Source organism: Wolbachia endosymbiont (group A) of Colletes cunicularius (assembly GCF_964264715.1).
Taxonomy (GTDB): domain Bacteria; phylum Pseudomonadota; class Alphaproteobacteria; order Rickettsiales; family Anaplasmataceae; genus Wolbachia.
Map to the genome: position 1 here is coordinate 124,914 of NZ_OZ183471.1, position 23,649 is coordinate 148,562.

Annotated in this window: 23 protein-coding genes and 3 pseudogenes; 13 read left to right on the top strand and 13 right to left on the bottom strand. The window is 34.6% G+C overall.

What is annotated here, in order from left to right; all coding sequences use genetic code 11:
- Nucleotides 1-3: 3 nt before the first annotated feature.
- Genes ACFELZ_RS00710 through ACFELZ_RS00720 form a run of 3 tightly spaced genes read right to left on the bottom strand, consistent with a single transcriptional unit; the run spans nt 4 to nt 770 of the window.
- A complete protein-coding gene (locus ACFELZ_RS00710) occupies nt 4-462 on the bottom strand; it encodes a transposase (RefSeq protein ID WP_375316627.1) in 459 nt (152 codons plus the stop codon).
- Nucleotides 405-569: a hypothetical protein gene (locus ACFELZ_RS00715; RefSeq protein ID WP_375315781.1), complete on the bottom strand. Its 165-nt coding sequence runs from the start codon at nt 567-569 to the stop codon at nt 405-407. The genes ACFELZ_RS00710 and ACFELZ_RS00715 overlap by 58 nt, the downstream gene beginning before the upstream one ends.
- 3 nt (nt 570-572) lie before the next feature.
- Nucleotides 573-770, bottom strand: coding sequence for a transposase (locus ACFELZ_RS00720; RefSeq protein ID WP_375315805.1), 198 nt, complete (start codon nt 768-770; stop codon nt 573-575).
- Between the two features lie 59 nt (nt 771-829).
- Between ACFELZ_RS00720 and ACFELZ_RS00725 the strand changes: the two are divergent.
- Nucleotides 830-1,111, top strand: a pseudogene (locus tag ACFELZ_RS00725) (IS4 family transposase); the annotation flags it as partial.
- A 931-nt stretch (nt 1,112-2,042) separates the two neighbouring features.
- On the opposite strand, the gene argB reads toward ACFELZ_RS00725, so the two are convergent.
- Nucleotides 2,043-2,954, bottom strand: coding sequence for an acetylglutamate kinase (gene argB, locus ACFELZ_RS00730; protein WP_375316730.1), 912 nt, complete (start codon nt 2,952-2,954; stop codon nt 2,043-2,045).
- Nucleotides 2,955-2,958: 4 nt separating this feature from the next.
- Nucleotides 2,959-3,555 (bottom strand): ribosome biogenesis GTP-binding protein YihA/YsxC, encoded by a 597-nt coding sequence (gene yihA, locus ACFELZ_RS00735; RefSeq protein WP_375316731.1) that lies wholly within the window; start codon nt 3,553-3,555, stop codon nt 2,959-2,961.
- A gap of 103 nt (nt 3,556-3,658) precedes the next feature.
- On the opposite strand from yihA, the gene prfA reads away from it, so the two are divergent.
- Nucleotides 3,659-4,738 (top strand): peptide chain release factor 1, encoded by a 1,080-nt coding sequence (prfA, locus tag ACFELZ_RS00740; protein WP_375316276.1) that lies wholly within the window; start codon nt 3,659-3,661, stop codon nt 4,736-4,738.
- 28 nt (nt 4,739-4,766) lie between these two features.
- On the opposite strand, the gene ACFELZ_RS00745 is transcribed toward prfA, so the two are convergent.
- Together ACFELZ_RS00745 and ACFELZ_RS00750 are read right to left on the bottom strand one after the other, a co-directional pair.
- Nucleotides 4,767-5,360, bottom strand: coding sequence for an MFS transporter (locus ACFELZ_RS00745; protein ID WP_375316277.1), 594 nt, complete (start codon nt 5,358-5,360; stop codon nt 4,767-4,769).
- Entirely contained in the window at nt 5,329-5,931 is a 603-nt protein-coding gene (locus ACFELZ_RS00750) for an MFS transporter (RefSeq protein ID WP_375316278.1), read from the bottom strand. The genes ACFELZ_RS00745 and ACFELZ_RS00750 overlap by 32 nt, the downstream gene beginning before the upstream one ends.
- Nucleotides 5,932-5,947: 16 nt before the next feature.
- On the opposite strand from ACFELZ_RS00750, the gene ACFELZ_RS00755 reads away from it, so the two are divergent.
- Entirely contained in the window at nt 5,948-6,505 is a 558-nt protein-coding gene (locus tag ACFELZ_RS00755) for a GNAT family N-acetyltransferase (protein WP_375316279.1), read from the top strand.
- A gap of 254 nt (nt 6,506-6,759) precedes the next feature.
- A complete protein-coding gene (locus ACFELZ_RS00760; RefSeq protein WP_375316280.1) occupies nt 6,760-7,689 on the top strand; it encodes an AEC family transporter in 930 nt (309 codons plus the stop codon).
- Between the two features lie 238 nt (nt 7,690-7,927).
- Here ACFELZ_RS00760 and ACFELZ_RS00765 read toward each other — a convergent pair whose 3' ends face one another.
- The 3 genes from ACFELZ_RS00765 to ACFELZ_RS00775 form a co-directional block, all read right to left on the bottom strand.
- Nucleotides 7,928-8,242, bottom strand: coding sequence for an FtsB family cell division protein (locus ACFELZ_RS00765; protein ID WP_253309259.1), 315 nt, complete (start codon nt 8,240-8,242; stop codon nt 7,928-7,930).
- Between the two features lie 49 nt (nt 8,243-8,291).
- Nucleotides 8,292-8,420, bottom strand: a complete 129-nt coding sequence (gene ykgO, locus ACFELZ_RS00770) for a type B 50S ribosomal protein L36 (protein ID WP_375316281.1) — start codon at nt 8,418-8,420, stop codon at nt 8,292-8,294.
- Between the two features lie 69 nt (nt 8,421-8,489).
- Nucleotides 8,490-9,308, bottom strand: a complete 819-nt coding sequence (locus ACFELZ_RS00775) for a pyruvate, water dikinase regulatory protein (protein ID WP_375316282.1) — start codon at nt 9,306-9,308, stop codon at nt 8,490-8,492.
- Nucleotides 9,309-9,443: 135 nt separating this feature from the next.
- Between ACFELZ_RS00775 and ccmC the strand changes: the two genes are divergently transcribed.
- Both ccmC and ACFELZ_RS00785 read left to right on the top strand, forming a co-directional pair.
- Nucleotides 9,444-10,154, top strand: coding sequence for a heme ABC transporter permease CcmC (ccmC, locus tag ACFELZ_RS00780; protein WP_375316283.1), 711 nt, complete (start codon nt 9,444-9,446; stop codon nt 10,152-10,154).
- A 26-nt stretch (nt 10,155-10,180) separates the two neighbouring features.
- Nucleotides 10,181-10,507, top strand: coding sequence for a hypothetical protein (locus ACFELZ_RS00785; RefSeq protein ID WP_353288599.1), 327 nt, complete (start codon nt 10,181-10,183; stop codon nt 10,505-10,507).
- On the opposite strand, the gene ACFELZ_RS00790 is transcribed toward ACFELZ_RS00785, so the two are convergent.
- The gene (locus ACFELZ_RS00790) at nt 10,461-12,116 is read right to left on the bottom strand and encodes a hypothetical protein (protein ID WP_375316284.1); all 1,656 of its coding nucleotides are present in this window, start codon (nt 12,114-12,116) and stop codon (nt 10,461-10,463) included. The genes ACFELZ_RS00785 and ACFELZ_RS00790 overlap by 47 nt on opposite strands.
- A gap of 180 nt (nt 12,117-12,296) precedes the next feature.
- Here ACFELZ_RS00790 and ACFELZ_RS00795 point away from each other — a divergent pair, with 180 nt between their 5' ends.
- The 7 genes from ACFELZ_RS00795 (at nt 12,297) to ACFELZ_RS00825 (ending at nt 20,931) form a co-directional block, all read left to right on the top strand.
- A complete protein-coding gene (locus tag ACFELZ_RS00795; protein ID WP_375316285.1) occupies nt 12,297-13,574 on the top strand; it encodes an adenylosuccinate synthase in 1,278 nt (425 codons plus the stop codon).
- A gap of 113 nt (nt 13,575-13,687) precedes the next feature.
- Nucleotides 13,688-13,828 (top strand): hypothetical protein, encoded by a 141-nt coding sequence (locus ACFELZ_RS00800; protein WP_375316286.1) that lies wholly within the window; start codon nt 13,688-13,690, stop codon nt 13,826-13,828.
- 473 nt (nt 13,829-14,301) lie between these two features.
- Nucleotides 14,302-15,531, top strand: coding sequence for a group II intron reverse transcriptase/maturase (ltrA, locus tag ACFELZ_RS00805; RefSeq protein WP_375316177.1), 1,230 nt, complete (start codon nt 14,302-14,304; stop codon nt 15,529-15,531).
- A gap of 157 nt (nt 15,532-15,688) precedes the next feature.
- Nucleotides 15,689-17,155 carry an IS4 family transposase gene (locus ACFELZ_RS00810; protein WP_375316680.1) on the top strand — a complete coding sequence of 489 codons (1,467 nt, stop codon included), beginning with the start codon at nt 15,689-15,691 and terminating at the stop codon, nt 17,153-17,155.
- A gap of 125 nt (nt 17,156-17,280) precedes the next feature.
- Nucleotides 17,281-19,914 carry a hypothetical protein gene (locus tag ACFELZ_RS00815; protein ID WP_375316287.1) on the top strand — a complete coding sequence of 878 codons (2,634 nt, stop codon included), beginning with the start codon at nt 17,281-17,283 and terminating at the stop codon, nt 19,912-19,914.
- A gap of 182 nt (nt 19,915-20,096) precedes the next feature.
- Nucleotides 20,097-20,360, top strand: a complete 264-nt coding sequence (gene infA / locus ACFELZ_RS00820) for a translation initiation factor IF-1 (protein WP_375316288.1) — start codon at nt 20,097-20,099, stop codon at nt 20,358-20,360.
- The gene (locus ACFELZ_RS00825) at nt 20,338-20,931 is read left to right on the top strand and encodes a Maf family nucleotide pyrophosphatase (protein WP_375316289.1); all 594 of its coding nucleotides are present in this window, start codon (nt 20,338-20,340) and stop codon (nt 20,929-20,931) included. The genes infA and ACFELZ_RS00825 overlap by 23 nt, the downstream gene beginning before the upstream one ends.
- 182 nt (nt 20,932-21,113) lie before the next feature.
- Here ACFELZ_RS00825 and ACFELZ_RS00830 read toward each other — a convergent pair.
- Together ACFELZ_RS00830 and ACFELZ_RS00835 are read right to left on the bottom strand one after the other, a co-directional pair.
- A pseudogene (locus ACFELZ_RS00830) lies at nt 21,114-22,352 on the bottom strand (IS256 family transposase).
- Nucleotides 22,353-22,417: 65 nt separating this feature from the next.
- A pseudogene (locus tag ACFELZ_RS00835) lies at nt 22,418-23,632 on the bottom strand (IS4 family transposase); the annotation flags it as partial.
- Nucleotides 23,633-23,649: the final 17 nt, after the last annotated feature.

Below are 23,649 nucleotides of genomic sequence, written 5' to 3' on the forward strand. Positions count from 1 at the left end.
AACTCAAGAATGAGCTAATTTGTGAAGCATAATAGTGATCATATTAAAGAAGATGTTATTTTTTGAAGTGAGAGGAGAATGCTCATAATCCTTACTCATACGTCTAAAATTGGAGAGCCAAGCAAAGGTTCTCTCAACAATCCAACGTTTGGGAATAACCTGAAATCCTGTATCAACTATTTTCTTGGTAATCGTCAATAAACATCCAGTTTCCAATAAGCAGAGGTTTTGCAATTTACCTGTGTATCCTTGATCAGCAAAAAACTTATGTAATGTTGGAGCTTTGCATTTGGCTTGAACAAAAAGATTTAGTGCACCATCAAGATCCTGAATGCTTGCACTTTGTACTTCAGCAGCAATTACAAGACCTACAGTATCTACAACGATGTGGCGCTTTCTACCCTTTACTTTCTTGCCAGCATCATATCCTCTGGATCCCCTTTTTGAGTAGTTTTTACTGATTGGCTATCTATTATTCCCACTGATGGAGTTTCATTCTTACCAATTATCTCTCTTACTTTTTTAACTAGAAAATCATGAATCTCTTGCCATATTCCACTTTTTTTCAATCGCTAATTACAACTATACACTGTTTTCCATGGTGGAAAATCTTTAGGCAGTTGTCTCCATTGACATCCTGTTCTCATCATATAGCGGATTGCGTTAATAATTGTTCTAATACTATGTTTTCTTGGTCTGCCGGTCTTTTTAGGTTCAAAATATAGCTCTATTATCTTCCATTCTTTGTCACTTATATCGCTTGGGTACATTTAAAATATATCTTATAACACACTTCTTAACTCCTTTCTACTTAGTTTGAAGACAGGCTCTCACATTGGTAGCTAGAACAAATCCGAATCTTTCTTGCACTGTCATACTGACTGATGACGAATGGAAGGTTTTATATACCAAAATGCTTAAGACAAAAAACTATCCTGAGACTCCACCACCTATAAGAGAAATTGTGAGGTGGGTGGCCAAGTTAGGAGGGTTTTTAGCTCGCAAAAATGACTTAGAACCAGGCCCTATAGCTTTGTGGAAGGGATGGAAACGTCTCTTTGATTTAGCAGAAGGATGGAGACTTGCTCATTCATTCTATACTTGTGGGTAATAGTAAGCACTAACAAGCAGCGGGATGACGATTATCAGGCCAGCGCCTCTATGATGTCATCCCAGTGCCCAGACACTGGGATCCAGAAAAGTTTGCTTGTAAGCAAGCAAACTAGCATAGAAAGTGGTTACAACATTTTCGATGAGATTATATGGAAAACTGGATTCCAGTGTCAAGCACTGGAATGACACCCTACTTAACCGTCATACCGCCGCGGTATCTCAGCCGCTAACAAGCAGCGGAATGACGGTTGTCAGGCCAGCGCCTCTATGATGTCATCCGAGTAGCTTGACTACTTGGATCCAGAAAACTTAACTTTAAATAAGTGGCTGCATAATAAAGACTAGATTCCAGCGTCACGCGCTGGAATGACACCATTTTCGGTCTCTTAAATTGCTTTAGCTACAAACGTTAAGAAATGTACTAAGCGAAAAAAAAGGCAAAAGAAGCCCCGTGGTTGGCTAATTACTTACATTATACTTTCAAGTATGGCGTTTTTTTATTCTAAACGTTTAATAACCGCGATTCAGTTGCTTTTAAGCCGCAACTAATCTAAATTATAAACATTAAGAAATTTACTAAACAGAAAAAAAGGCAAAAGAAACCCTAGGGTAGCTAGTTATTCACTATCCATTTTTAAGTTGGCGTTTTTTGATGTTTTAAATGCTTTATAAGCGTATTTCAGCTTGTATAGGTAAAAACCTAGAAATTTGATAAAGACATAGAGTGCACATAGTGCAAAAAATTAAACATAAGACGCCAAATACGTTGAGTTTTTTTGTCATTTAATCTGTACAGAGAAGATAAATAAATAGCTTCAGTTTCATGATAAGGGGGCTAGCGGAGTTTGTCAAGTAAGTTTTTTCGTTTCTATTCCCAAGAAAAGTTCGTCATATGGTTATGCAAGAAGTCTATTCGTGTAGTTGTCTAGTTATAAATCACTCACAATTGATATGCTTGAATTATTCTCAGTAAATAAATCAAGCATAATGTTAGGTATTCTACCATCAACTATGTGAACAACTCCAGCACATTCCTCTACCATTTTAGTATATGCCATAAGCCTTCCAATAAATTTTTCTCCTTGAATTTTGCCACAATCAATCGATGCATTTAAATTTTTAACAGATATCTTCCTGCCACCAATTTTATCTATTTCTTCACCTGTATCGCTAAAGGTTATCATTTTAGATGCAGAAACTGCAATTGCAATTGTGCTTGCAGTGCTATCGGCATCAATATGATATGTTTCCCCATTTTTTCCATGACCGATAGGTGCAATAACTGGTATAAAATCTGATTCTTCAATAAAAAATAATATATCAGGATTGATTTCAGTGGGCCTACCGATGAATCCCATGTCTAGTATTTTTTCGATGTTATTTGATCTGTCTTTCTTAAGCGTAGCGCTTATCTTTTCAGCTTTTATTAAGTTGCCGTCTTTTCCACATAATCCAATAGCTGAACCACCAGCAGAATTTATATGCTGAACAATTTTTTTATTAACTGAACCACACAGTGCCATTTCAATGATTTTCATAGTGTCTTTGTCTGTAAGTCTGATACCATTCACAAACTTACTGTCCATACCCAGCATTTTTAACACTGAGTTAATTTCATATTCTCCGTCATGAACTATCACCGGATTTATACCAAGCTGCTTTAATAAGACAACATTATGCACAAAAGTATAGAATAGTGTTTCATCTGAGATCGTTACGCTGCTACATTTAATGACAAAAGTTTCACCCACAAAGCTAGGTATGCTAGACAGCACTTCAAGTAATATTTCTGCTTTTTGTTCAAATGATACTTCACCCTTTAAAAATTCACTACTTTTCATTTTTTTATCTTGTAAACTTGAAAAACTCATCTCTTACCTTGATTATTTTATGCTTAACACGGATGCTTATTTGATGAATTGACACATTCTCATTATTAATCCATTTTTGAGTATCTTCTAGAATGGCATCTAGGCTTTTTTGACTCACTTTATCTATTTTTGTTAGCACAACGTTAAAGTTAATATTATTATATATTAACCAATAAATGAAGTCTTTGTCTATTTCTTTTAATCCTACCTTGCTATCTATCAACACAAACACTCTTCTTAGATTTTTTCTTTGAATTAGATAATACTCAATTAAGTTTAAATATTGTATAATTTCCTCCTTACCTGCATGAGAATAACCATACCCTGGTAGGTCAACAAGCCTGAACTTATCATTGTACATAGAATAAAAATTTATTTGTCTAGTGCATCCAGGTTTAGAGGAAACTCTGGCAGCTTTTTTGCTGTTTATCAGTAAGTTGATCAGACTGGATTTTCCTACATTTGATCTACCAGCAAACGCAATCTCTGGAGCCGACTCATCTGGTAATGATTTCATGTCCGAAGCTCCAAATATGAAATTGCAGCTTGATGTTATCTGTCTTGCCATTATATTCAAGTAGAAGGTAGTAGATATATTATAGTGTTATTGCTTGATATAAGAAATTTTTTATTTCAGTATATATTACTTAGTTAAAATACTAGATCTGTGCTATATGAATATAGAGAATAATTTACAAGACTTAAAGAAAAAATTTAGTGATATAGAAAGGAACTTGGAAAACCCTGCCAATTTAAGTCAAAAAGAATTCATTACCCTTTCAAAGGAATACTCTGAGCTTAGGCCAATAATCAAGATAATTGATGAATACAACACGCTGAAAGAGGAAATTTCAGATTTAGAAGAAATAATGAAGGATGAAAACAGCGAAGGTGATATAAAAGAGTTAGCAAAAGAAGAATTTTTCGAAAAGCACAAGGTATTATTACCAAAAGTAAAAGCAAAACTAAAGTTAGCATTATTGCCTAAAGATGAAGATGACTCAAGAAATGCAATATTGGAAATCAGAGCAGGTACAGGAGGAGGAGAAGCAGCATTATTTGCAGCAATGTTATTTCGTATGTATCAAAAATATGCAGAAAGAAGAAATTGGAAGTTCGAGCCAATAAGCATTTCTAATACAGGTATAGGTGGCTATAAGGAAGCTTCTGCACTTATTAATGGAACAGAAGTTTTTGCAAGGTTGAAATTTGAATCAGGAGCACACAGAGTACAGAGAGTGCCAGAAACTGAATCCTCAGGAAGGTTACATACCTCTGCCGCTACTGTTGCGATATTACCTGAAGTAGAAGAAGTTGACTTTAAAATAGAAGAAAAAGACTTACGAATAGATGTTTATAGATCAAGTGGTCCTGGAGGGCAATCAGTGAATACAACTGACAGCGCAGTAAGGGTCACCCACTTGCCAACAGGGATAATTGTAATACAGCAAGATGAAAAATCGCAGCACAAAAATAAAGCTAAAGCGCTTAAAGTATTGAGGGCAAGGCTATACGAAATTGAAAGACAAAAAAAAGAAATGGAAAGGTCAACAATGAGAAAAAGTCAGATTGGCTCTGGTGATCGTTCCGAGCGCATAAGAACATATAATTTTCCACAATCAAGAATAACAGACCACAGAATTAATCTAACTTCACATCGGCTAGAGCAGATTATAAAAGAAGGTGAACTAGATGAATTTATTGAGGCATTAATTTCACGTAATGAAGCAGAAAGATTGGCCGGGGAAAGTTAATCGCTCACATCTGTAAAAAGATCATTAATTATACCGGATCTTTTAAAAACAATAAACAGGCAGTAAAAACAAGTTCTAGTACTATCGCGGATAGAACAAGAACAGCTACACTAATTGCTTGACCGTTGTAAACGTAGCTTGTTAAGCCGATAAAAATAGCCATGATAAAAGCTCTAATGAACGAGACTGCAGAAGAAGCTGTGCCTTTAATTTCAGGGAAAACATTTATTAATGCATTAAAAATCACTGGCTGGCAAATTGCACAACTGATAGAAAAAATAATCATAGACAGTGTTACTAAGTAGAAAGAGTGGGGTACAATTATACTGAATATTACAAGCAATAGAGACCCAATAGCACCCACGCTCGTACCAGAAATTACACACCATATTGCTCCAAGTTTCTGTAAGATTTTGCCAGCAAATAGACTAATGAGTGAGAAGCACCCAACTATTGCACCTTGATGTAGTGCATAAATAGTGCTAGATAAACCAAAAGTCTCCATATACAAAAAAGGTCCACAAGTAATGAATGACATATACGCAGCAGAAAAGAGGCTTGACATTAAAGACAACGTAACAAACCTCGGACTAGATAGTAGTTTTCTGTAATCTTTCGTCATTTTTTTTTAAACTAAAAATATCGCGGTCCTTTTTTGTTTCTGGTAACAGAAAAAGCAGCAAAACCCAAGAGATCAAACAAAGTATTGCAACAGTTGCATAATTACCACGCCATCCTACAATTTCATTAATGAAACTGCCTAACACTGGCGCAATTGCCATGACAACTGTAAGAACAGAATTCATGATTCCAATAAACTTCACCGCTTCGTCGCCTTTGTAGCTGTCTGCAACGATTGCAAACGCAACTACAGATGTGCTAACACCAATGCCCTGAACAAAGCGAGAAATTAAAAGCCAAAAAATCGACGGTGCAAAAACACAACCAACAGCGCCGATTAATAACAAAGTGTTACCTATGATCATAATCCTTCTTCTGCCATAGCATTCAGACAATGGACCAAAAAACAACCCTCCTATGCAAAAGCCTAGGAAATTATAAGCAATAGTTAATTGAATTGTGCCTTCTGATACGTTAAAATAGTGCACCATATCAGGAAAACTAGGTACGGAAATGTCAATTTCAATGAATTTGGCAATTAGAGACAGGATTAACAGAAATGGTAGTAACATTTGAGATTTTTAATTAATGAATAAAAATATCACATTTGAAGCATTGAAAGAAGAACATTTTTTACTGTTATTAAAATGGTTAGAAACACCTCACGTAAAGAAGTGGTGGGATGCGGATATAAATTGGACACCAGAGTTAATTGAGAAAAAATATAGCAATTATATCAAAGGATTCAAACGTTTGAAACTTAAGACACAAATTATTGAAAAACCAATGCATGCATTCATTATTAATTGTGACGGAGTTGATATTGGTTATATTCAATACTATAACAAACATGATTTTCCACCTGAACAAGGCTACGATACTTCAGAGCTTCCAGAAAGTTGTGCTGCTATAGACTGGTATATCGGAGAGCTGGATTATGTGGGCAAAGGCATTGGTCCACAAGCTTTGAATATATTTTTAAACGAATTTGTCTTTAAAGTTTCTGAAAATGCTTTTGTTGACCCAGATACAGCAAATGTTCGTGCAATCCGTGTTTACGAAAAAGTTGGATTTAAAAAAATTAGGGAAAGTAATGGTACAATCTTAATGATCAAGGCAAGAATTCCTGAGAACCATGCAAGATGAGTGTTTTTTCAACAGTCCACCTAAATTACTACAAGTGGTTTATAAAAATATGCAAGAAGCTTTATAGAAACTTAACATAATTTTATCATAAAAATGTCATTCTTAAGTCCTATGTAAAAACAAATTTTGGCACTAAGTGAATCTTTTTTAATTAACTATGAGCTGGATAAATTGGAAAATAAATTTTGTTTACTTTTATAATACCTTAAGATCTAATATCACTTTATCAGTCAAAAGTATCACAATAGGCTAGTATGTTTCTTACTCTTTTCCTAAAAATATTACCTATTTATATTACAATATTTATTGGTTATTTAGCAGGAAAATGTCTCAAAATTGACAGAAACACTATATCTCAAATACTCTTTTATATAGCTAATCCAATAGTGATTTTATATGGAGTCTCTCATACAGAAGTTAATTTAAAAGTAATTTCTCTGCCGATTTTGATATGGTTTATAGGTAGCACTATGTCCTTATCAGTGTATTATCTTTCTTCTTTTTTATTTAAGGATAACACGAGAAACATATTAGCGTTTAGCTCGGGCAGCACAAGTATGGGTTATTTTGGCCTGCCGATTGCCATGGCTTTGTTTGATGAAGATTCAGTATCTGTATATGTTGTTTGTTATATAGGAATGGCGTTGTTTGAAAATAGCTTAGGATTTTACATAGCTGCAAATGGTATTTATACCGCAAAAGAATGCATATTAAAGTTGTTCAAACTTCCTTCGCTTTATGCGATGGTTCTGGGCTTCTTTTTAAGTATATATGATATACAAATACCTACTTTTTTAACAGATGTTATGATGAATATTAGAAGTACATTTGTCACATTAGGGATGATGCTACTTGGAGTGAGCATTGCAAATATTACAAGCTTTAAAGTAGATTGGAAGCTTGCTTTGATCACTATTACAGCAAAGTACGTATTCTGGCCACTGTTTGTTTTAGGAATTGTCCTTCTAGACAAACATGCTATAGGTGTATACGACGAGAGTATATATAAAGCACTGATGTTGCTGGCTATTATTCCAGTTTCTGGGTCCAGTATAATACTTGCTAATATTTTGAATTATCAACCAGATAAAGCTACTCTGTTGCTTCTAATTAGTACTGCAGTAGGACTATTTTATGTTCCACTAATAATATCATTATTTTTCTCTAAACTTGTTCCTTTTTGATCAAAAATTTAAGCGCTTGCATAACCATATGAAAAACCAATAGCCCACTCTTCTTTGTCATTCCAGCGCGTGACGCTGGAATCTAGTTTCACTTTATGATGGTGTCATGAAAGTAGCTGACACTGGTTCACTCTATAATGATGTCATTCCAGTGTCAAGCACTGGAATGACATCATAGGGGCACTGGGATGACAAGAAAGGAGCTTGAATGACAGGAGGTAACGCAAGAAGTCTACTGCTATTCCACGTCAAGAACAACCATAAGTTCATTAGGGTTCACATAACCTAAAGCATTTTTTGCTTGCTCATCAAGCAGATCTAAATCTAAGCTTTTTTCATATAAGCCAAATACTTTATTGTCCAACTTTTCCTTTTCAGAAGAGACATCCTTTAGCAAAAGCTTATTGTACTCAATCTCTTTTTTTAAGTCGATTAACGTCAATAAGCCACGTTTACCTGTAATTGTACTAATGCTAAAATATAATGTAAGAGAAGAAATGAATAAGGCTGCGCTTAAACACAGTAACTTTTGCTTCTTTTTAGGTATAAACACCGTACTTTCACATACAAGAAATGTATAACATGAAAAGGTGAACAAAAAGCTAAGAACCTTGACGCGCTTTACACCTTGGATTTACCTTGTTTATAATGTAAATCTTACCACCCCTCTTCACAACTTTACAATTTTTATCTCTGTTACGATGAGACTTTAGCGACCCTTTGACTTTCATATCTATAGTAAGAATTAAATTACCTTACATTATGATCACTTACAGAGAGTTAGTCAATTGATAAATTTTTCACATTTTATTAAAATACTGTATAATTGTTGCTGATACTTCTTCGATTGACTTTTGCGTGACATCAATAATTGGCCAGTTATTCTGCTTAAATAGTTCCTCTGCTTCTTTAATTTCCTTTTCTACTTTCTCAGGGTTAGCATATATATTATTATCTTCGTTGTTAATTGAAGTAAGTCTATTTTTGCGTATTTCTATTAGTCTACTTACGTCTATTGTTACCCCTATTGTTAGTTTATTTTTTAATTTTGCCAAGTCGACATAAAAGGGTACCCCACTAACAAAAGGAATATTTGCAACTTTATAGCCTCGGTAAGCTAAATACGTACTGGTGGGAGATTTTGATGTACGTGAAACTCCAACCAAAATTATATCTGCTTTATCAATATCTTGAATATTTTGCCCATCATCATGATTAATAGTGTAGTTTATTGCCTCAATGCGCTGAAAATATTCGTTATTTATCTCAGTATGCAAGTCAAGCTTTTCTTCTTTTTCAATTTCAAGATAGGACGAAATTTCTCTAATAATATGTGATAATATTGCTCTATAGGGAATTTTCAACTTTATACAGTTATCTTTTAGATATTTTCTTAGCTCATCATCAGTAATAGTGCATATAACAAAATTATGCTCATCACTTTTCCTATTAATTTCCTCCAGAATTTTGTCAATCTGCTCTTCTCCTTTTACAAAAGACCAAACATATTCGATCGTTTCTATAGAACGAAAGTGTTTCAGGGCTGATTTTGCAACTGATATAACAGTTTCACCACTTGAATCTGATACTAAATGTAGATTAAGCTTTTTAAGGGTCATATACTAAAAATAATAGCAAGCAATCTGCTACTGAAATTGTGCTAATTTGTTAATCTATGTCAATGCAGAAAAACTATCCTGTTGATAAAACTCAAACTAATTGGTAAATTCTTAACGCAATTATTCTCAAAACGAATGTTTTTATTAAAGCCTACAAATTTCACTTCTTTTTCTAAAAAAGCACTACCTTGGCTTGGGGTTATTTGTTTCGCATGTTTTTTAATTGGAATGTTTTTGGCGTTACTCTTCTCCCCAGAGGATTATAAACAAGGAGAAATTGTACGAATTATGTACATTCATGTGCCTTCTGCATGGATTGCTCTTGGGATATATGGATTAATTGCATCACTTAGTTTCATTTCATTGGTGTGGAACAATAGCATTGCTAGTGTCTTGGCACATGCTGCTGCTCCTGCAGGGACAGTCTTTTCTGCAATATGCTTAATCACAGGTAGCATCTGGGGAAAAGGAACCTGGGGCACTTGGTGGGTATGGGATGCAAGGCTTACTTCAATGCTAATTTTATTTTTCCTATATGTTGGCTACCTTTCATTGTGGAGCGCTTTTGATAATGAAGCGAGGGCAGAAAAATCAGCAGCAGTATTTGCCATTTTTAGTGCTATAAATATTCCCGTAGTAAAATTTTCTGTGAATTTATGGTCTACTCTCCATCAGCCAGCAAGCATTTTGAGAAGAGGTGGAGTAGCAATAGAAAGTTCTTTGCTGTTGCCACTCGTTGTAATGTTTATGTTTTGTGCCACATTTTTTTTAGTAGTGTGGATACTGTATTCGCTTTACTTAATTAATTTATATAAGATAAAGAGAGAAATTAGTGTGCGGTATTAGGTAGCTTTGTAAGTATACAGGTAAATATGCTAGAGAAAATTAGGCAAAATATCTTTGGTCACTTTAAATACTTGCCTGCTGAAACTGAAGAACGTGCTATGTTATGTGATCTAACTAATTTTAAAAGCAGCAATGACCAACTAACTAGAATAGATCAGGTATTGAATCGAGATCAACTTGAACATTTTACCAACGTTCTTGAAACATATGATGCAACGGCACGTAGTTTTTACGATGAGGTGCATTGTAAAATAGCAACCGTTGCAACCATGAACTCTAAAATATTTAAAGAGCCTACTAGTATTTTTAAAGTAAATGTTCATGTGATTCCACAGATAATTTCTGTTTTTTGATTCTATCTGTCCATTTATCATTTTCTATATCTTGTTTGTTGGTTGCTCTTTTTTCTTGCTCAGCAATTGCCTTATCTACCTTCTGATAAATTGCATTAATTGCATTTTTTTCTTTGTATACTTCGCTTTTCCCTTCAATAATTAACTTAATAAAAGTATTTACAACAGACTGCACTTGATTATGATTAATATGGCCTCTTATAAAAGAAGGTAAAGATTCTAATTCCATTACATGTTGATCTATATTACTTTCTATACCTTCGCTATTCATCAACATTTCATCATCAAACTCTTTCAATACTTCTGATGCTATTTTACCTTGAAAGGAAAGCCCTAAATTATCTGCTACTTCACTTATTAATAACTCTCTGTTTTCTTTATTATCTTCCAATTTAGCATAATCACTCAATAGATCCATAACTGTAGATACTCTGACTTCAACAAGATCATTAACATCTTCTAGAGCAAGTCCTAACCCCAAGAACCTCTCTCTGAGATTTTCGCTTAAAAGATTGATAAACTCTTCATTTGCATCCGATCCTGTAGTAGATATTGTACCATCTAAATAGTTACTTTGAGTACCTAAGCCATGCTCTATTTGTATTTTTGTCTCAGGTTTAAATCCTAATTTTGCACAGAATTTCTGAAAATATTCTTTAATAATGTCAAACAAGCTCTTGCCATTATCTTTATAATTTTTTAACTCTTTAGGAATAGTAAGTGACAATTTACCATCTCTGTATGTTACAAAGTCTTTACCATCTTGGGACTCAAGTGTAAATTCTAATGAGTTAGACAGATCACATATCTTATCACCATGCATAACTTGATTTTTAACAGAGAGTATTGGTAGCCTCATATCAGATCTAATTCTCACATTATTTTGGTTAGCACAATCAATGTTTATTACTTTTTTAGGATTTTCTACTATGAACGACTGTCCAAGTGCAAGTTGGGTTTGTATAAATGGAGCAGCCTCATACCCTGCTTGATTACAATTGGTGACTAGCTCTTCTAAAATAGCATCACTTGGAACTTCTGCCCCAGCGTATCTAAACATTTTTTTGAAAACTTTTTTTGCAAAGGAACGGTAATCCTTGTTTTCATCTCTCTCTATAGGTAATAGATGGATATACTCGTGGCCAGCATTGTAAAATTCTTCAAATTCTTTCTTATATGAATCAGTTTTTTGATTATCAGCAGTTTCAGGATTTTCGCAATGATCCTTCCACAACTCGCCAAATGCATCTTGTACAAGCTCTTTCTCAATATCTTCGAGCACTGAAGCAACAAATGCTTTGCCATGATCCGTATCTATTTCTCTTGTTCCTTTTTTGTTAAATATTTCGTCATTATATATATCATCACTATTAAAAAGTTCGCTTTTGCGGTGCTTAGCTCCTTCCTTAAATGCAATAATAAGATTTTTATCTATTTCTTTTCCGTTAATAATAAAATTCATCCTTTGAAAATCTAAGAACATTGTTTCACCAGAATTTGCTAATTCATTATCTTGATCTGCTCTTAATTTACTAAAATTGAACTCTTTAGCTGTGGCCTTTAATCTAACTACTGGACTCTTATTATTTTTTCCTTTTGCCTCTTTCATAAATAACACCTTACTGTAAATATGCTGTAAGTTGTATCATATAATGATGAATAATTTGGTAATATATTAAGAAAATCGACAGTATATTTCTTTATTTAAGAGGTGCAGGAAAGGCGCAGATTTCTCTTTCCATTTGTAGCGTACTGCATTAATATTTATGTATTAATTTAGAAAATAATGATGAATAACATTGTAATTGTTGGTCTGCAATGGGGTGACGAAGGCAAGGGTAAAATAGTAGATTATCTTTCTGAGAATGCAGATGTAGTTGTGAGATTTCAGGGAGGAAATAATGCAGGGCACACTATAGTGATAGATGATGAGGTTTATAAATTAAATTTACTGCCCTCTGCTGTTTTGAGAACGGGCAAAATATCCATCATAGGAAACGGTGTTGCTCTTGATTCACATGCTCTAATCTCAGAAATAGAGTCATTGAAAGTTAAAGGAGTGGACGTAAACTATAACAACTTGATGGTATCCGAGAGCTGTCCATTAATACTTAGCGTACATAAGGACAAGGAAAAGCTATTTGAAGATTTAAACGGAAATCACAAAATTGGTACAACAAACAAAGGGATAGGACCATGTTATGAAGATAAAGTTGGAAGGAGAGCTATACGCCTTTGTGATTTAGAAAACGCAGATGAGCTCAATAAAAGAGTGGATACTCTTCTGAATTACCACAATGCTATCAGAAAAGGCCTTAACTACCAGGTGGTTAAAAAAGAAGAAATATTAAAAGAAATTCAAGGGATTTCAAAAAAAATTCTTTCATATAAAAAAACTGTGTGGAGGATATTAAATGACTTTGTGAAAGAAGGTAAGAAAATAATATTTGAAGGCGCCCAAGGCACATTTTTAGATATCGACCACGGAACTTACCCTTTTGTTACTTCAAGTAATACTGTAGCGTCGCAAGCAATAACAGGCTCAGGATTAGCCTCCAATGCTTACATTATTGGTGTGGTAAAAGCTTATACAACAAGAGTGGGCAATGGTCCATTCCCTACTGAGCAAAAGAACGAGATTGGAGATAGCTTATTTACTACAGGCAAGGAGCTTGGAACAGTGAGCAATAGAAGAAGGCGCTGCGGATGGTTTGACGCAGTTTTAGTGCGCCAGGCTGTGCAACTTTCTGGAGTTTCAAGCATTGTATTAACCAAATTAGATGTGCTTGATTCTTTTGATACAATTAAAATATGCACTGGTTACAAGTATAGCGGAAAAATGTATGATTATTTACCCGCATCGCATTCAATACAAGAGGAATTAGAGCCAATATATGAAGAGTTTCCTGGCTGGAAAGAAAACACTCAAGGTAAAAGGTCGATTGAAACATTGCCTATCAATTTAATAAAATATATAGAAGGGTTAGAAAAATTAATAGGTGTACCAATTCATCTAATTTCAACTAGTCCAAAGAGAGAGGATGTTATTAAGCTTAAAGATTTCTGAAAACGTCTTTGTACCTTATTAACTCTTATCCAATAAAAAAAATACTTGCATAATTCCAAATACCAAGTCTATTATATAAGATATTATTGTAAACTTATAGTGAGTAGTGCATAATGAAAGACAAAAGCTTAAGTTTAACACTTGCAGTTATTTTCAACACAATTAAGTTAATAATAAAAGTTAGTGTAGAAGTGTGCCGTAGAGATGCAAAGGATGTTTGTATAGAACAAGCTAGTGCAAAAGCTACGCAATAGATGAGGGAGGGCCCCTCGGAGCCGGTTTACAAGAGCAGGCTTCAAACTACCATAAGCTGCTTTGGTCAAGAGTCAAGGTAGTGAGCGTTATGGAAAAGGCGCAATTATGCGTCATGTATGAAATAGGAAGGCGAATGAAAATGAACCACTGAAGAAGTGTCGAAATTTCCATGAACGACATTAAAACTAAGTGCTTTCTACACACTTAGGATAAATCTATCGGGAGCTTGTTTACTGGATAGGTAGTGTCCGGCATAGAGGTGGCGCGAATCTATTTTTGGCTATTGTGTAGAACTACGGGAACCTGTCGTTACGATGATAAGGGAGAAATCCAAGGAGCTAAACACCAAGGGTGAGAGTACCAATGCGGAAAACAGGGGCGCGTAGTAGTGAAGAAGTTTCTGTAATGGAAATGGAGCAAAGGAGCTGAGTTATTCAGTTTTAATTATTTGTCAACCGAAAGGGAGGAGTAAATGAATAAAACAAAGTCTTTTGATATACCGAAGCAGCTTATTTGGAGAGCTTATAAACAAGTATCGAAAAATAAGGATGCCGCTGGTGTAGATGAGATTTCGATAACAAAGTTTGAGGAAAATCTAAAAGATAATCTGTACAAACTTTGGAATCGAATGTCATCAGGAAGTTATTTTCCAGAGCCAGTAAAAGCTGTAGCAATACCGAAAGGTACGGGATGGGGACAAAGAATTTTATGTGTACCTTCAGTGTCCGATTGGATAGCGCAAACAGCTGCTACAATGTATCTTGAACCGTTGGTGGAGCCAGAATTCCATAAAGATTCGTATGGTTATAGACCAAATAAATCTGCATTGGGAGCGATAGAAACAGCGCGCAAGAGATGCTGGAGGTTCGATTGGTCGATAGATCTTGACATATCTGGGTTTTTCGACAATTTGGACCACGGCTTGGCATTACAAGCTATCAAGAAACATACAGACTGCAAATGGGTCACACTGTACGTTGAAAGGTGGATGAAAGCCCCTATTCAGCAAGCAGATGGCAGTAAGGTAGTTAGAGATAAGGGAGTTCCGCAAGGAGGTTCAGTTAGTCCAATCATCTCTAATATATTTATGCATCATGTCTTTGATATATGGACGAGAAAGAACTACCCAACAGTACCATTTGAAAGGTATGTTGACGATGTGATAGTACACTGTAAAACCAAGGAACAGGCAGATTTTATGCGAGTAGCAATCGAAGAAAGACTGGCAAAATGTAAGCTAAAAATACATCCTGAAAAGACGCAAATAGTGTACTGTAAGGACGATAACAGGAGAGGTGAGTTTCCAATACAAAGTTTTGACTTCCTAGGCTACACTTTTAGACCTAGGTTAGCGAAAAACAACAAAATAGAAACTTATTTTGTCTCATTTATACCTGCGATTAGCAATAAAGCCAAGAAGAAGATTACTACAACCATAAGGTCGTGGAAAATACACCGACTTACAGGAAAGAAGTTAGAGGAGATATCAAAGAAAGTAAATCCAATAGTCAGAGGCTGGTGTCAGTATTACGGCAGGTTTTACCGAACGGAGATGTACAAACTTCTTAACAATATAGAGCGGCATCTAGAAAAGTGGGTAAGAAAGAAATATCGGAAACTGGGAAAAAGACTAGCAAGGCAACTTCTAGGAAAAATGAGAGAAGGGAATCCGAATACTTTCTACCACTGGAGGTTAGTATAGGAGTCAAAGTACCGAATAATGGGAGCTGTATAAATCGAGAGGTTCATGCACAGTTCTGCGACTTACTATTACCCATAAATCTAAAAGGAGAAAAAGCTGCTATCTTACTAATTCAACTTTCTATTATAAATAGATCTATGGTCTAAAAATGGAATATATGATGAAAAGAACTATAAATACCTCAACTGGCGAATGGGCAGAAAGTGAATTTGGAATTGTTAATTTTGGTGATATAAGATTAAGTAAAAGGCTTCTAAAAATAGTTAATAGTTTTGCTGAATCGCCTGAGTGTTCAATAAATCAAGCTTGTGAAGATTGGCATCAAAGTAAAGCAGCTTATAGATTTTTCCAAAAAGATGCCATTTCTGAAAGAAAGATATTAGACAGTCATATAATTAAAAATATTGAAAGAGCTAAAGAATACTCAACTATCTTAGCTATCCAGGACACGAGTTATATTTCATATAAAAATCATAAAAAGACCGAAGGATTAGGGATTATAGCAGCAAGATTAACATCTAAAACAACTAATTTTAAAACCCATGGATTAGTGATGCATACAACGTTTGCAGTTACAACAGAAGGACTACCTATAGGATTATTGGATCAAAAAATTAGTACTAGACCTCCCTTAGCTGAAGACCTAAAGGAGTTGAAAAGAAGAAGCCATAATACTGCTCTTCCCATAGAAGAGAAAGAAAGCATACGGTGGATAGCATCACTTAAAGACTCTACTAAACATCCTGGATTAAAGGATGTTAAGGTAGTTACCGTTTGTGATAGAGAAGCAGATATTTATGATTTATTTGAAGTTGCTTCCACTAATCAATCTCTTTTTGTAGTAAGAGGAAATCAAAACAGAACAGTAAACAAGAAGTCGACTTATTCTGAAAAAGGTGGTGAAAGATTGTGGGATTTGATGAATCGCATGTCTTGCCAAGGAGAAATACAAGTGAGTATTCCTGCTTGCGATAACAAACCTCAAAGAACAACAGTTTTAGAAGTAAAGTTTAGTAACTTTGTGATGAATGCATCAAAAAACAACGCTAGACGTAAAACGCAAAAACTTCCTAATTTAAATTTAAATGCTGTCTATGTTATAGAAAAATATCCCCCATTTGGCGAAGAGCCCATGAACTGGATTTTGTTAACAAATATAAATATTAATAATTTTGAAGAAGCAGTAGAAAAAATACAATGGTATTGCTTAAGATGGAGAATAGAGGTTTTTCATAAAATTTTGAAATCCGGTCTTAAAGTTGAAGAATGTAGGCTCCAAACAGCAGATAGATTGATCCGCTTTCTTACAATTATGAGTATAATTGCATGGAGAATATTTTTTATCACATTGGTAGCTAGAACAAATCCGAATCTTTCTTGCACTGTCATACTGACTGATGACGAATGGAAGGTTTTATATACCAAAATGCTTAAGACAAAAAACTATCCTGAGACTCCACCACCTATAAGAGAAATTGTGAGGTGGGTGGCCAAGTTAGGAGGGTTTTTAGCTCGCAAAAATGACTTAGAACCAGGCCCTATAGCTTTGTGGAAGGGATGGAAACGTCTCTTTGATTTAGCAGAAGGATGGAGACTTGCTCATTCATTCTATACTTGTGGGTAATAGTAAGGTTCTGCGAGCGGCTGGTGGGGAAGTTCCACTGGCCTACTCTCCCGTGGTTATACAGTTTGGTTTTTTTGAATATATGTTAATTGGTATAATGTAAATATAGTTAAAGGAGGTGTGTTATGATTGGAGGTTTGACTAAGGGAGACAAAACAGCAGAGGCAGGAAAAACAAGTGATCAGTCAGAGAATTATGATGTTGAATCAGTTATAAGGGCAGCATCATGTACCTGGTATGCAATACATCGCCTACTGGTGTTGTATGGAGAAGAAAAAGAAAAATTATGTTATTCATCACGGTTTACACTACCTTTTATATCTCTCAAGAACCGTATCAATGAAGTGGAAAAAGAAAATCCTTCCACTAAGGACTCTGCTACAATAAAGTTCTGCAGCTCAATTGCAGAAAATGATAAATTATGCAAAGAATTAAGAAATTTAAATAATCTTGCTGAAAATTTTGCCAATAAAGAATTTGATTCTCAATTAGAGAAGATAATAACAGGTTTTAAACTAAAAGATCTAGAAGACAAGGTAGGCTTCTTAGTACTTTTGAAAAAAGAAAGTGACTTCACTGCTATACAAAAGGCTTATAGGGATGAGTGGAGTTTTTATGACCTAATAAACGATAGAGATTTTAAACAAACGTACATAGATAAAGCAGTAACAGAGTCTGCTAATAAGAGCTTTAAGGAAGATATAAATAAATGCATAAAGTTGGCAGAGCAGGGAAAAAAAGCTGCAAGTAAATATTTTGAGAGGAAAGACGTAGAGCTTCAAGCTTATTACACAGAAACTGATAACGCTCATAGAGTTTTGAATGTTAACCTTATTAATTACAATAGAAGTGAGCCAACAAGGATTAGTGACATTTTACAGCAAGAGAAAGATATTAAAGAACTGAATATCTATTGCAATAAAAAACATGAAATACACGCTCATCAAAAAGATAAGAAAAGATATTATGAATTTAAAGAAGGCGCATATTATGAAATGACAAGCACTTGGCCTGTAAAGGATGAGTCCGGTAATGTTTCAATTTGCACCATGATTATGAATGTGAGTAGTGATGGCATAACTGAAGTACTAAAATTTGATGGTGAAGATTTTGTGTCATTGGAGGAGATCCTAGAATTAATAAAGCAAAACGATGAATTATATATTCAAGGTCTCTCCTTACATGATGCTGTAATGAAATCACTAGAAAAGGGTAAGGCTGCTGATGTTATATCTACTGCTAATAATAATTTTCAAAATGAGTCTATAGCGGCCTATCAAGATAAGGAACCAGAGGGGAAATTAGACCCTAAAGTTGATGGTGACAATAGCCTTCCTTCTTCTCCTTCTATTAATAGCAATGTATTAATTCAAACAGAAGTTAAATTACAACAGATTGCAACTCAGACAGAAATTAATTCACAACAAATAACTGATTTACAAAACAGGTTTGGAAAAGAAGAGCAAAAAAACACAAAATTGCAAACTGAACTGGCACAAAAAGATGAAGAGTTAGCAAGCGCGTTAGCAGAGCTACAAGGGAAAGCACAAGAACTTAAAAGTGTATATGAAGAAAAAGGAAAGCTAAGGCAAGAGCTGGGAGTTGCTAATGCAAAAAAGGAGGAGTTAAAAAGTGAATTAAAGAAATCGCAAGAAGAACTATATCATGTGCAGGAAGGAAAGTCTGATTTAGAGGACAAGTTTGACCATTTAGAACACTTGAATAAGAAGATGGATGGAAACCAAGAACAGCTTTCAGAACAAGTATTAGATCTGCAAAAAAAATTATCATGCTCGGAAAAGGTAACCCAAGAATTAATCAATAAGTTAAAAAGTGCTGAAGCAGAAAAAAAAGAAGTGAATCAGAAACTTGCAGAAGCTGGGCAAAGAATTGAAACATTAAAAAAACAGACTAGTGATTTACAAGATAAACTTGAAAAAAAGGAACGAGGATTCAAGGCAGAAAGAGATGCAATGTGCAAGGAGTTAACGCAGCTTAAAGAAAACCTGGAGAGGAATGAGAAAGAACTTAAAAGTGTGTATGAAGAAAAAAGAAAGCTAGAGGACAAGCTGAAAGGTGTTAATACAGAAAAGAAGGAATTAGAAGATAAATTAAAAGAATTTGAAAAAGAGATAGGCCAAGCAGCACACATAATGAAGGAAAAGGAGCAGTTTATAAGCAATTTAAAACGTCAAATGCTAGAGTATAAAGCACAACTGGAATCTTATGAACAAGAGATAGCAAAGTTAGAAAACATGCATGATGAGTTTAAAGAGTATGTAGCATCAATATTGGAATCCACGGATAGAGAGCATGAAGATAAGATTAAGGAATTGGAAGAGAACCATGATGCATTGAGCGACATCATTGCAGATAAAGTTTTGGATATTGAAGGTCTGAAGAAAGAATTACAAGACAGTAAAAAAGAAATAGAAGATTTGCGTAATCAAGTAGAAATGTTGAGTGCAGAAACGTCTGCTGACAAACAAAAGGGCCTCAACGATCAATTTTATACTCTAACAGGAGACATTTCTAGTGAGCCTCATAATGCTCCACTACAACAGAGAAAGTTACTCAGATCTTCAAGCGTTCCACCAGAAGAGGAGAGAAGATTATCCAGATCTTCAAGCTTTGATAAAGGATATAATAGCGATGGGGAAAATTATGGTAATAATTTACCTTCCAGCATAGGTTCTGATATTTCTATTGAGAAGGTGGCAAAGGGTGGAAACGTAGGTAGCTCGCCTCCTCTCTGTTAGGAATTGGTTGCCATAAAGCTCGGTTAGGTTGGAGAAAGTGAAAAATGCAGGTTCGAAAGCATTATTGTGAAGATGGTTGGAGTTAAGTTGCAACTTAAGTGGGGTGCAAAAGGTCTTTTGTGTTGATAATAATTTAAAATCTATAGTAGACTGAAAAAGATTATTAAATTATAATATAACATATGATAAAAGACGAGAAATCGAAAACAATTTTTGAAGTGGAAGGGGCAGTAACTGCTTTACTACCTGCAGCAGAATTTAGAGTGAAACTGGACAATGAACATGAGATTATCTGTCATGTATCAGGGAAAGTGAGAAGAAGTAAAATACGCATCATTATCGGGGATAGGGTGTTAGTTGAGATGAGCATTTATGATAGGAATGCGAAAAAAGGTCGGATCATTAGAAGGTTTAAAGGTACAAGTGACAGAACGATCTCTAAATAATCTTATTCTTGCTTCATCATCAGAAAGACGTGTAGCTTTACTAAAACAAATAAATATTAAACCAGGCTTGATTTTGCCAGCAGATATAGACGAAACTCCTTTGAAAAAGGAACTTCCGAAGGGTTACTCAATCCGTATGGCAAAAAGTAAAGCTGAGAAAATACAAAGTTCAAATCCAAATTACTTTGTGCTTGGTGTTGATACAGTTGTTGCTTGTGGTAGAAGGATATTGCTTAAAGCTGAAAACGTTGAGCAAGCAGAAAAATGCATCCGCTTGTTATCAGGAAGAAGGCATAGAGTATATACCAGTGTGTGTCTATTAACTCCCGATCAATCTAAACAACATATTAGAACTGTGGTTACGATAGTGAAATTTAAACGTCTCAGTGAACAAGAAATTAAGTATTATTTAGCATCAGAAGAGTGGAAAAATAGGGCAGGGGGATGCAATATACAAGGCCTAGCTGGGATGTTCGTATTGTTCTTACGCGGCTCCTACTCTTCCGTTATAGGGTTACCATTACATGAAACCTATTGTTTGCTAAGTAATTATTTTAACCGGGAGTGTTAAATAAACCATACGCGTCAAGTTAAGGAAAAATGAGCAAATTTAGTGCACTCAAAGTTGATATTCTTGTTTTTCTATATTTGTCTTTTAAGGAGAATTTTGACCAGGTTGAGATGAGTTTTTTGAGGAAAATTTGTACTTTACTGACTACGGGAATGTTCAAAAAAGTGTGTCAAACCGCATTTTTAGTTCAACTCAATTTTCAATCTATCTGGAAAGAAAATATCAAGTTGAGACATAGTTAAAGCCCAATTAGGCAGAGCCATAGTCCATTTTTGCTCTACCTTCTTTATAGCACAATATACCTGTTTATACAAGGCATTTGTGCTGGTAAATGAGCCCTTGGTTTTAGTGAATTTTCTGATCTGTCTGTGCAGCCCCTCAATTGGATTTGTGGTGTAAATTAGCCTTCTAACTGGGCTAGAATACTTGAAATAACCAGATAAATTTTCCCAATTGTTCTGCCACGATTTTATAACTAAAGGATACTTTTCTCCCCATTTTTCTTCCAGCTCAAGTAAGTAATTTTCAGCAATTTCTTTACTTGTAGCACGATATATTTTTTTCAAATCATTCATGAAAACTTTCACATCTTTGCTGGATACATATTTTAGTGAATTTCTTATCTGATGCACTATACATAGCTGTACTTCTGCTTTAGGAAACGCACTATTTATAGCTGCAGGAAAGCTTTTTAGCCCATCTACACATGCAATCAGAATATCTTCTACTCCTCTTTCTTTGAGGTCATTTAGCACTCCCAACCAAAAGTTAGCTCCTTCACTTTCAGCCAAATAAAAGCCCAGGACTTCTTTTCTGCCATTTTGGTCTATGCCCAATATATTGTACATACATTTACTTACGCAATGTCCATTCTCTTTGACCTTAAAGAACATCCCATCCATAAATACTATCGGGTATACTGATTGCAGTGGACGACTACGCCATTCATTGATTATAGGCAGTAATTTGTCGGTAATACTTTATATCTCTGCCGCCGATATTTTGTGATCATAAATTTCCTCAACGTGTGACGCTATATCTCTATAGCTCATACCACTGGCAAATGTGCTCAAAATCTTCGTTTCAAGCTCTGGATGTAAGCTTGTTTGCCTTTTTTTGACTATTTGCGGCTCAAAACTTCCTTCTCTATCCCTTGGCGTCAAAAGTTCAAATGAACCGGCACTTGTCCGTAAAGTCTTTCCATTTCTCCCATTTCTTCGATTATTCTCTTCACTTTCAGCTAATAAGTGGTTTTCTATTTCACCTTCCAAACTTGCCTCCAGCAGCTTTTTTATAAATGGTGTTAATGCTCCCTCCCTTCCTGTCAACGGTCTTCCTTCTCGTATAGACGACAGGATATTTGTTTCCAACTCTTTATAATCTACCAATCCGTTAGTTCTGTTTACTACTTTCTGACTCATTGTCAAACCTCCATTTTTTTATATCAATTTATTACTTTTTTTTCGGTTTGACACACTTTTTTGAACATTCCCCTGACTACACAATTTAATGTTAAGAATAGCTCTCTAACTCGCCTTTTAAGCTCAATAAATGCCTTTGTTAAACTAAGTTCTGTGCCCTTTTTTAGTTCTGTACAACCAACTATTCCATGAAATATAAGAATTGCACACAATTTAGCATATAATTCACATAATACCCTATATGGTTTTCCTTTTAGTTTATCAAGTCCTATATGGCTCTTATATAATTTAAATAATAATTCAATTTGCCATCTTACTCGGTAAATTGTTAATACTTGTTCAGCACTAATTTTACTTTTTGGAACATTAGTTATAAATATTGACCAATTCAATAACTTTTGATTCCTTTTGGAAGATGTATATCCATGTGATTTTGCTAATCTATTAGCCTTCCTTCTCCTGGCTATAGACTGTTCTTCAGTTAGCTTTTGACATATAATTCTTACTCTAATCTTTGCTTCTTTTCCCAATAATACCTCAGTTTCTAAAAATAGCTTACCCTCTAAACATTCCAGTAACTCCATTTTTTGATTTGTTTCTATATCATATATATTGGTATCAGATTTATAACGACTAATAAAATAAGCTCCTATTTCCTTAATCTGTTTAAAAGAACTTGGCACAAAATAACCAAGATCAGATATTAGCAAATCGTTACTTGATATATTACTCAAATGTTTCCTATACCCTTGATCTGACCTTATTCCCTCCGTTATATTTAATTGATCAAATGTCTGATTTAAGTAGTCGAAAACTAATTGCAACTTTATCCCGGACTTGGTATTACTTTCATAGCCGCTGTAGCTGGTACCATATCCTTTATACATATTCTCCATACTGTTAGGCAGGCTAATATAGCTACTATCCAATAACTTAACGCTTTTAAATTGCTGCAAGATTCTACAATCAATTTGCAGGGTATTTTTAAATAAAGCCATAGATTCATTATACATCCTTTTCATAAATTCCACTGCCTCTTCAGTAAACCTCAAATCTAGACTCTGTTTTGTTATTATTACAGATGCTTCGTTTAATAATTGGCACATTGTATCTATGCTGCAGTTTGCAACTCCTATATTACCCAAAATTATAGCTTTTATGAATGATGAACCACTCAATTTTCTCTTCCTTTTTATAAATCCTGTTTCAATTGATACTTCATTTGCTCTTTCATTGAAAAATTTGTTTAGGTAATTTGATAAGCAAGTTATTTTATTCATCATTAGTTCTCTCACTA

Excerpts from the sequence above, each read along its gene's own strand:
- ACFELZ_RS00720 (WP_375315805.1), bottom strand. The coding sequence starts at position 770 with ATGTACCCAAGCGATATAAGTGACAAAGAATGGAAGATAATAGAGCTA.
- argB (WP_375316730.1), bottom strand. The coding sequence starts at position 2,954 with ATGAAAAGTAGTGAATTTTTAAAGGGTGAAGTATCATTTGAACAAAAA.
- prfA (WP_375316276.1), top strand. The coding sequence starts at position 3,659 with ATGAATATAGAGAATAATTTACAAGACTTAAAGAAAAAATTTAGTGAT.
- ACFELZ_RS00745 (WP_375316277.1), bottom strand. The coding sequence starts at position 5,360 with ATGACGAAAGATTACAGAAAACTACTATCTAGTCCGAGGTTTGTTACG.
- ACFELZ_RS00750 (WP_375316278.1), bottom strand. The coding sequence starts at position 5,931 with ATGTTACTACCATTTCTGTTAATCCTGTCTCTAATTGCCAAATTCATT.
- ACFELZ_RS00755 (WP_375316279.1), top strand. The coding sequence starts at position 5,948 with ATGAATAAAAATATCACATTTGAAGCATTGAAAGAAGAACATTTTTTA.
- ACFELZ_RS00760 (WP_375316280.1), top strand. The coding sequence starts at position 6,760 with ATGTTTCTTACTCTTTTCCTAAAAATATTACCTATTTATATTACAATA.
- ykgO (WP_375316281.1), bottom strand. The coding sequence starts at position 8,420 with ATGAAAGTCAAAGGGTCGCTAAAGTCTCATCGTAACAGAGATAAAAAT.
- ACFELZ_RS00775 (WP_375316282.1), bottom strand. The coding sequence starts at position 9,308 with ATGACCCTTAAAAAGCTTAATCTACATTTAGTATCAGATTCAAGTGGT.
- ccmC (WP_375316283.1), top strand. The coding sequence starts at position 9,444 with ATGTTTTTATTAAAGCCTACAAATTTCACTTCTTTTTCTAAAAAAGCA.
- ACFELZ_RS00785 (WP_353288599.1), top strand. The coding sequence starts at position 10,181 with ATGCTAGAGAAAATTAGGCAAAATATCTTTGGTCACTTTAAATACTTG.
- ACFELZ_RS00790 (WP_375316284.1), bottom strand. The coding sequence starts at position 12,116 with ATGAAAGAGGCAAAAGGAAAAAATAATAAGAGTCCAGTAGTTAGATTA.
- ACFELZ_RS00795 (WP_375316285.1), top strand. The coding sequence starts at position 12,297 with ATGAATAACATTGTAATTGTTGGTCTGCAATGGGGTGACGAAGGCAAG.
- ACFELZ_RS00800 (WP_375316286.1), top strand. The coding sequence starts at position 13,688 with ATGAAAGACAAAAGCTTAAGTTTAACACTTGCAGTTATTTTCAACACA.
- ltrA (WP_375316177.1), top strand. The coding sequence starts at position 14,302 with ATGAATAAAACAAAGTCTTTTGATATACCGAAGCAGCTTATTTGGAGA.
- ACFELZ_RS00810 (WP_375316680.1), top strand. The coding sequence starts at position 15,689 with ATGATGAAAAGAACTATAAATACCTCAACTGGCGAATGGGCAGAAAGT.
- ACFELZ_RS00815 (WP_375316287.1), top strand. The coding sequence starts at position 17,281 with ATGATTGGAGGTTTGACTAAGGGAGACAAAACAGCAGAGGCAGGAAAA.
- infA (WP_375316288.1), top strand. The coding sequence starts at position 20,097 with ATGATAAAAGACGAGAAATCGAAAACAATTTTTGAAGTGGAAGGGGCA.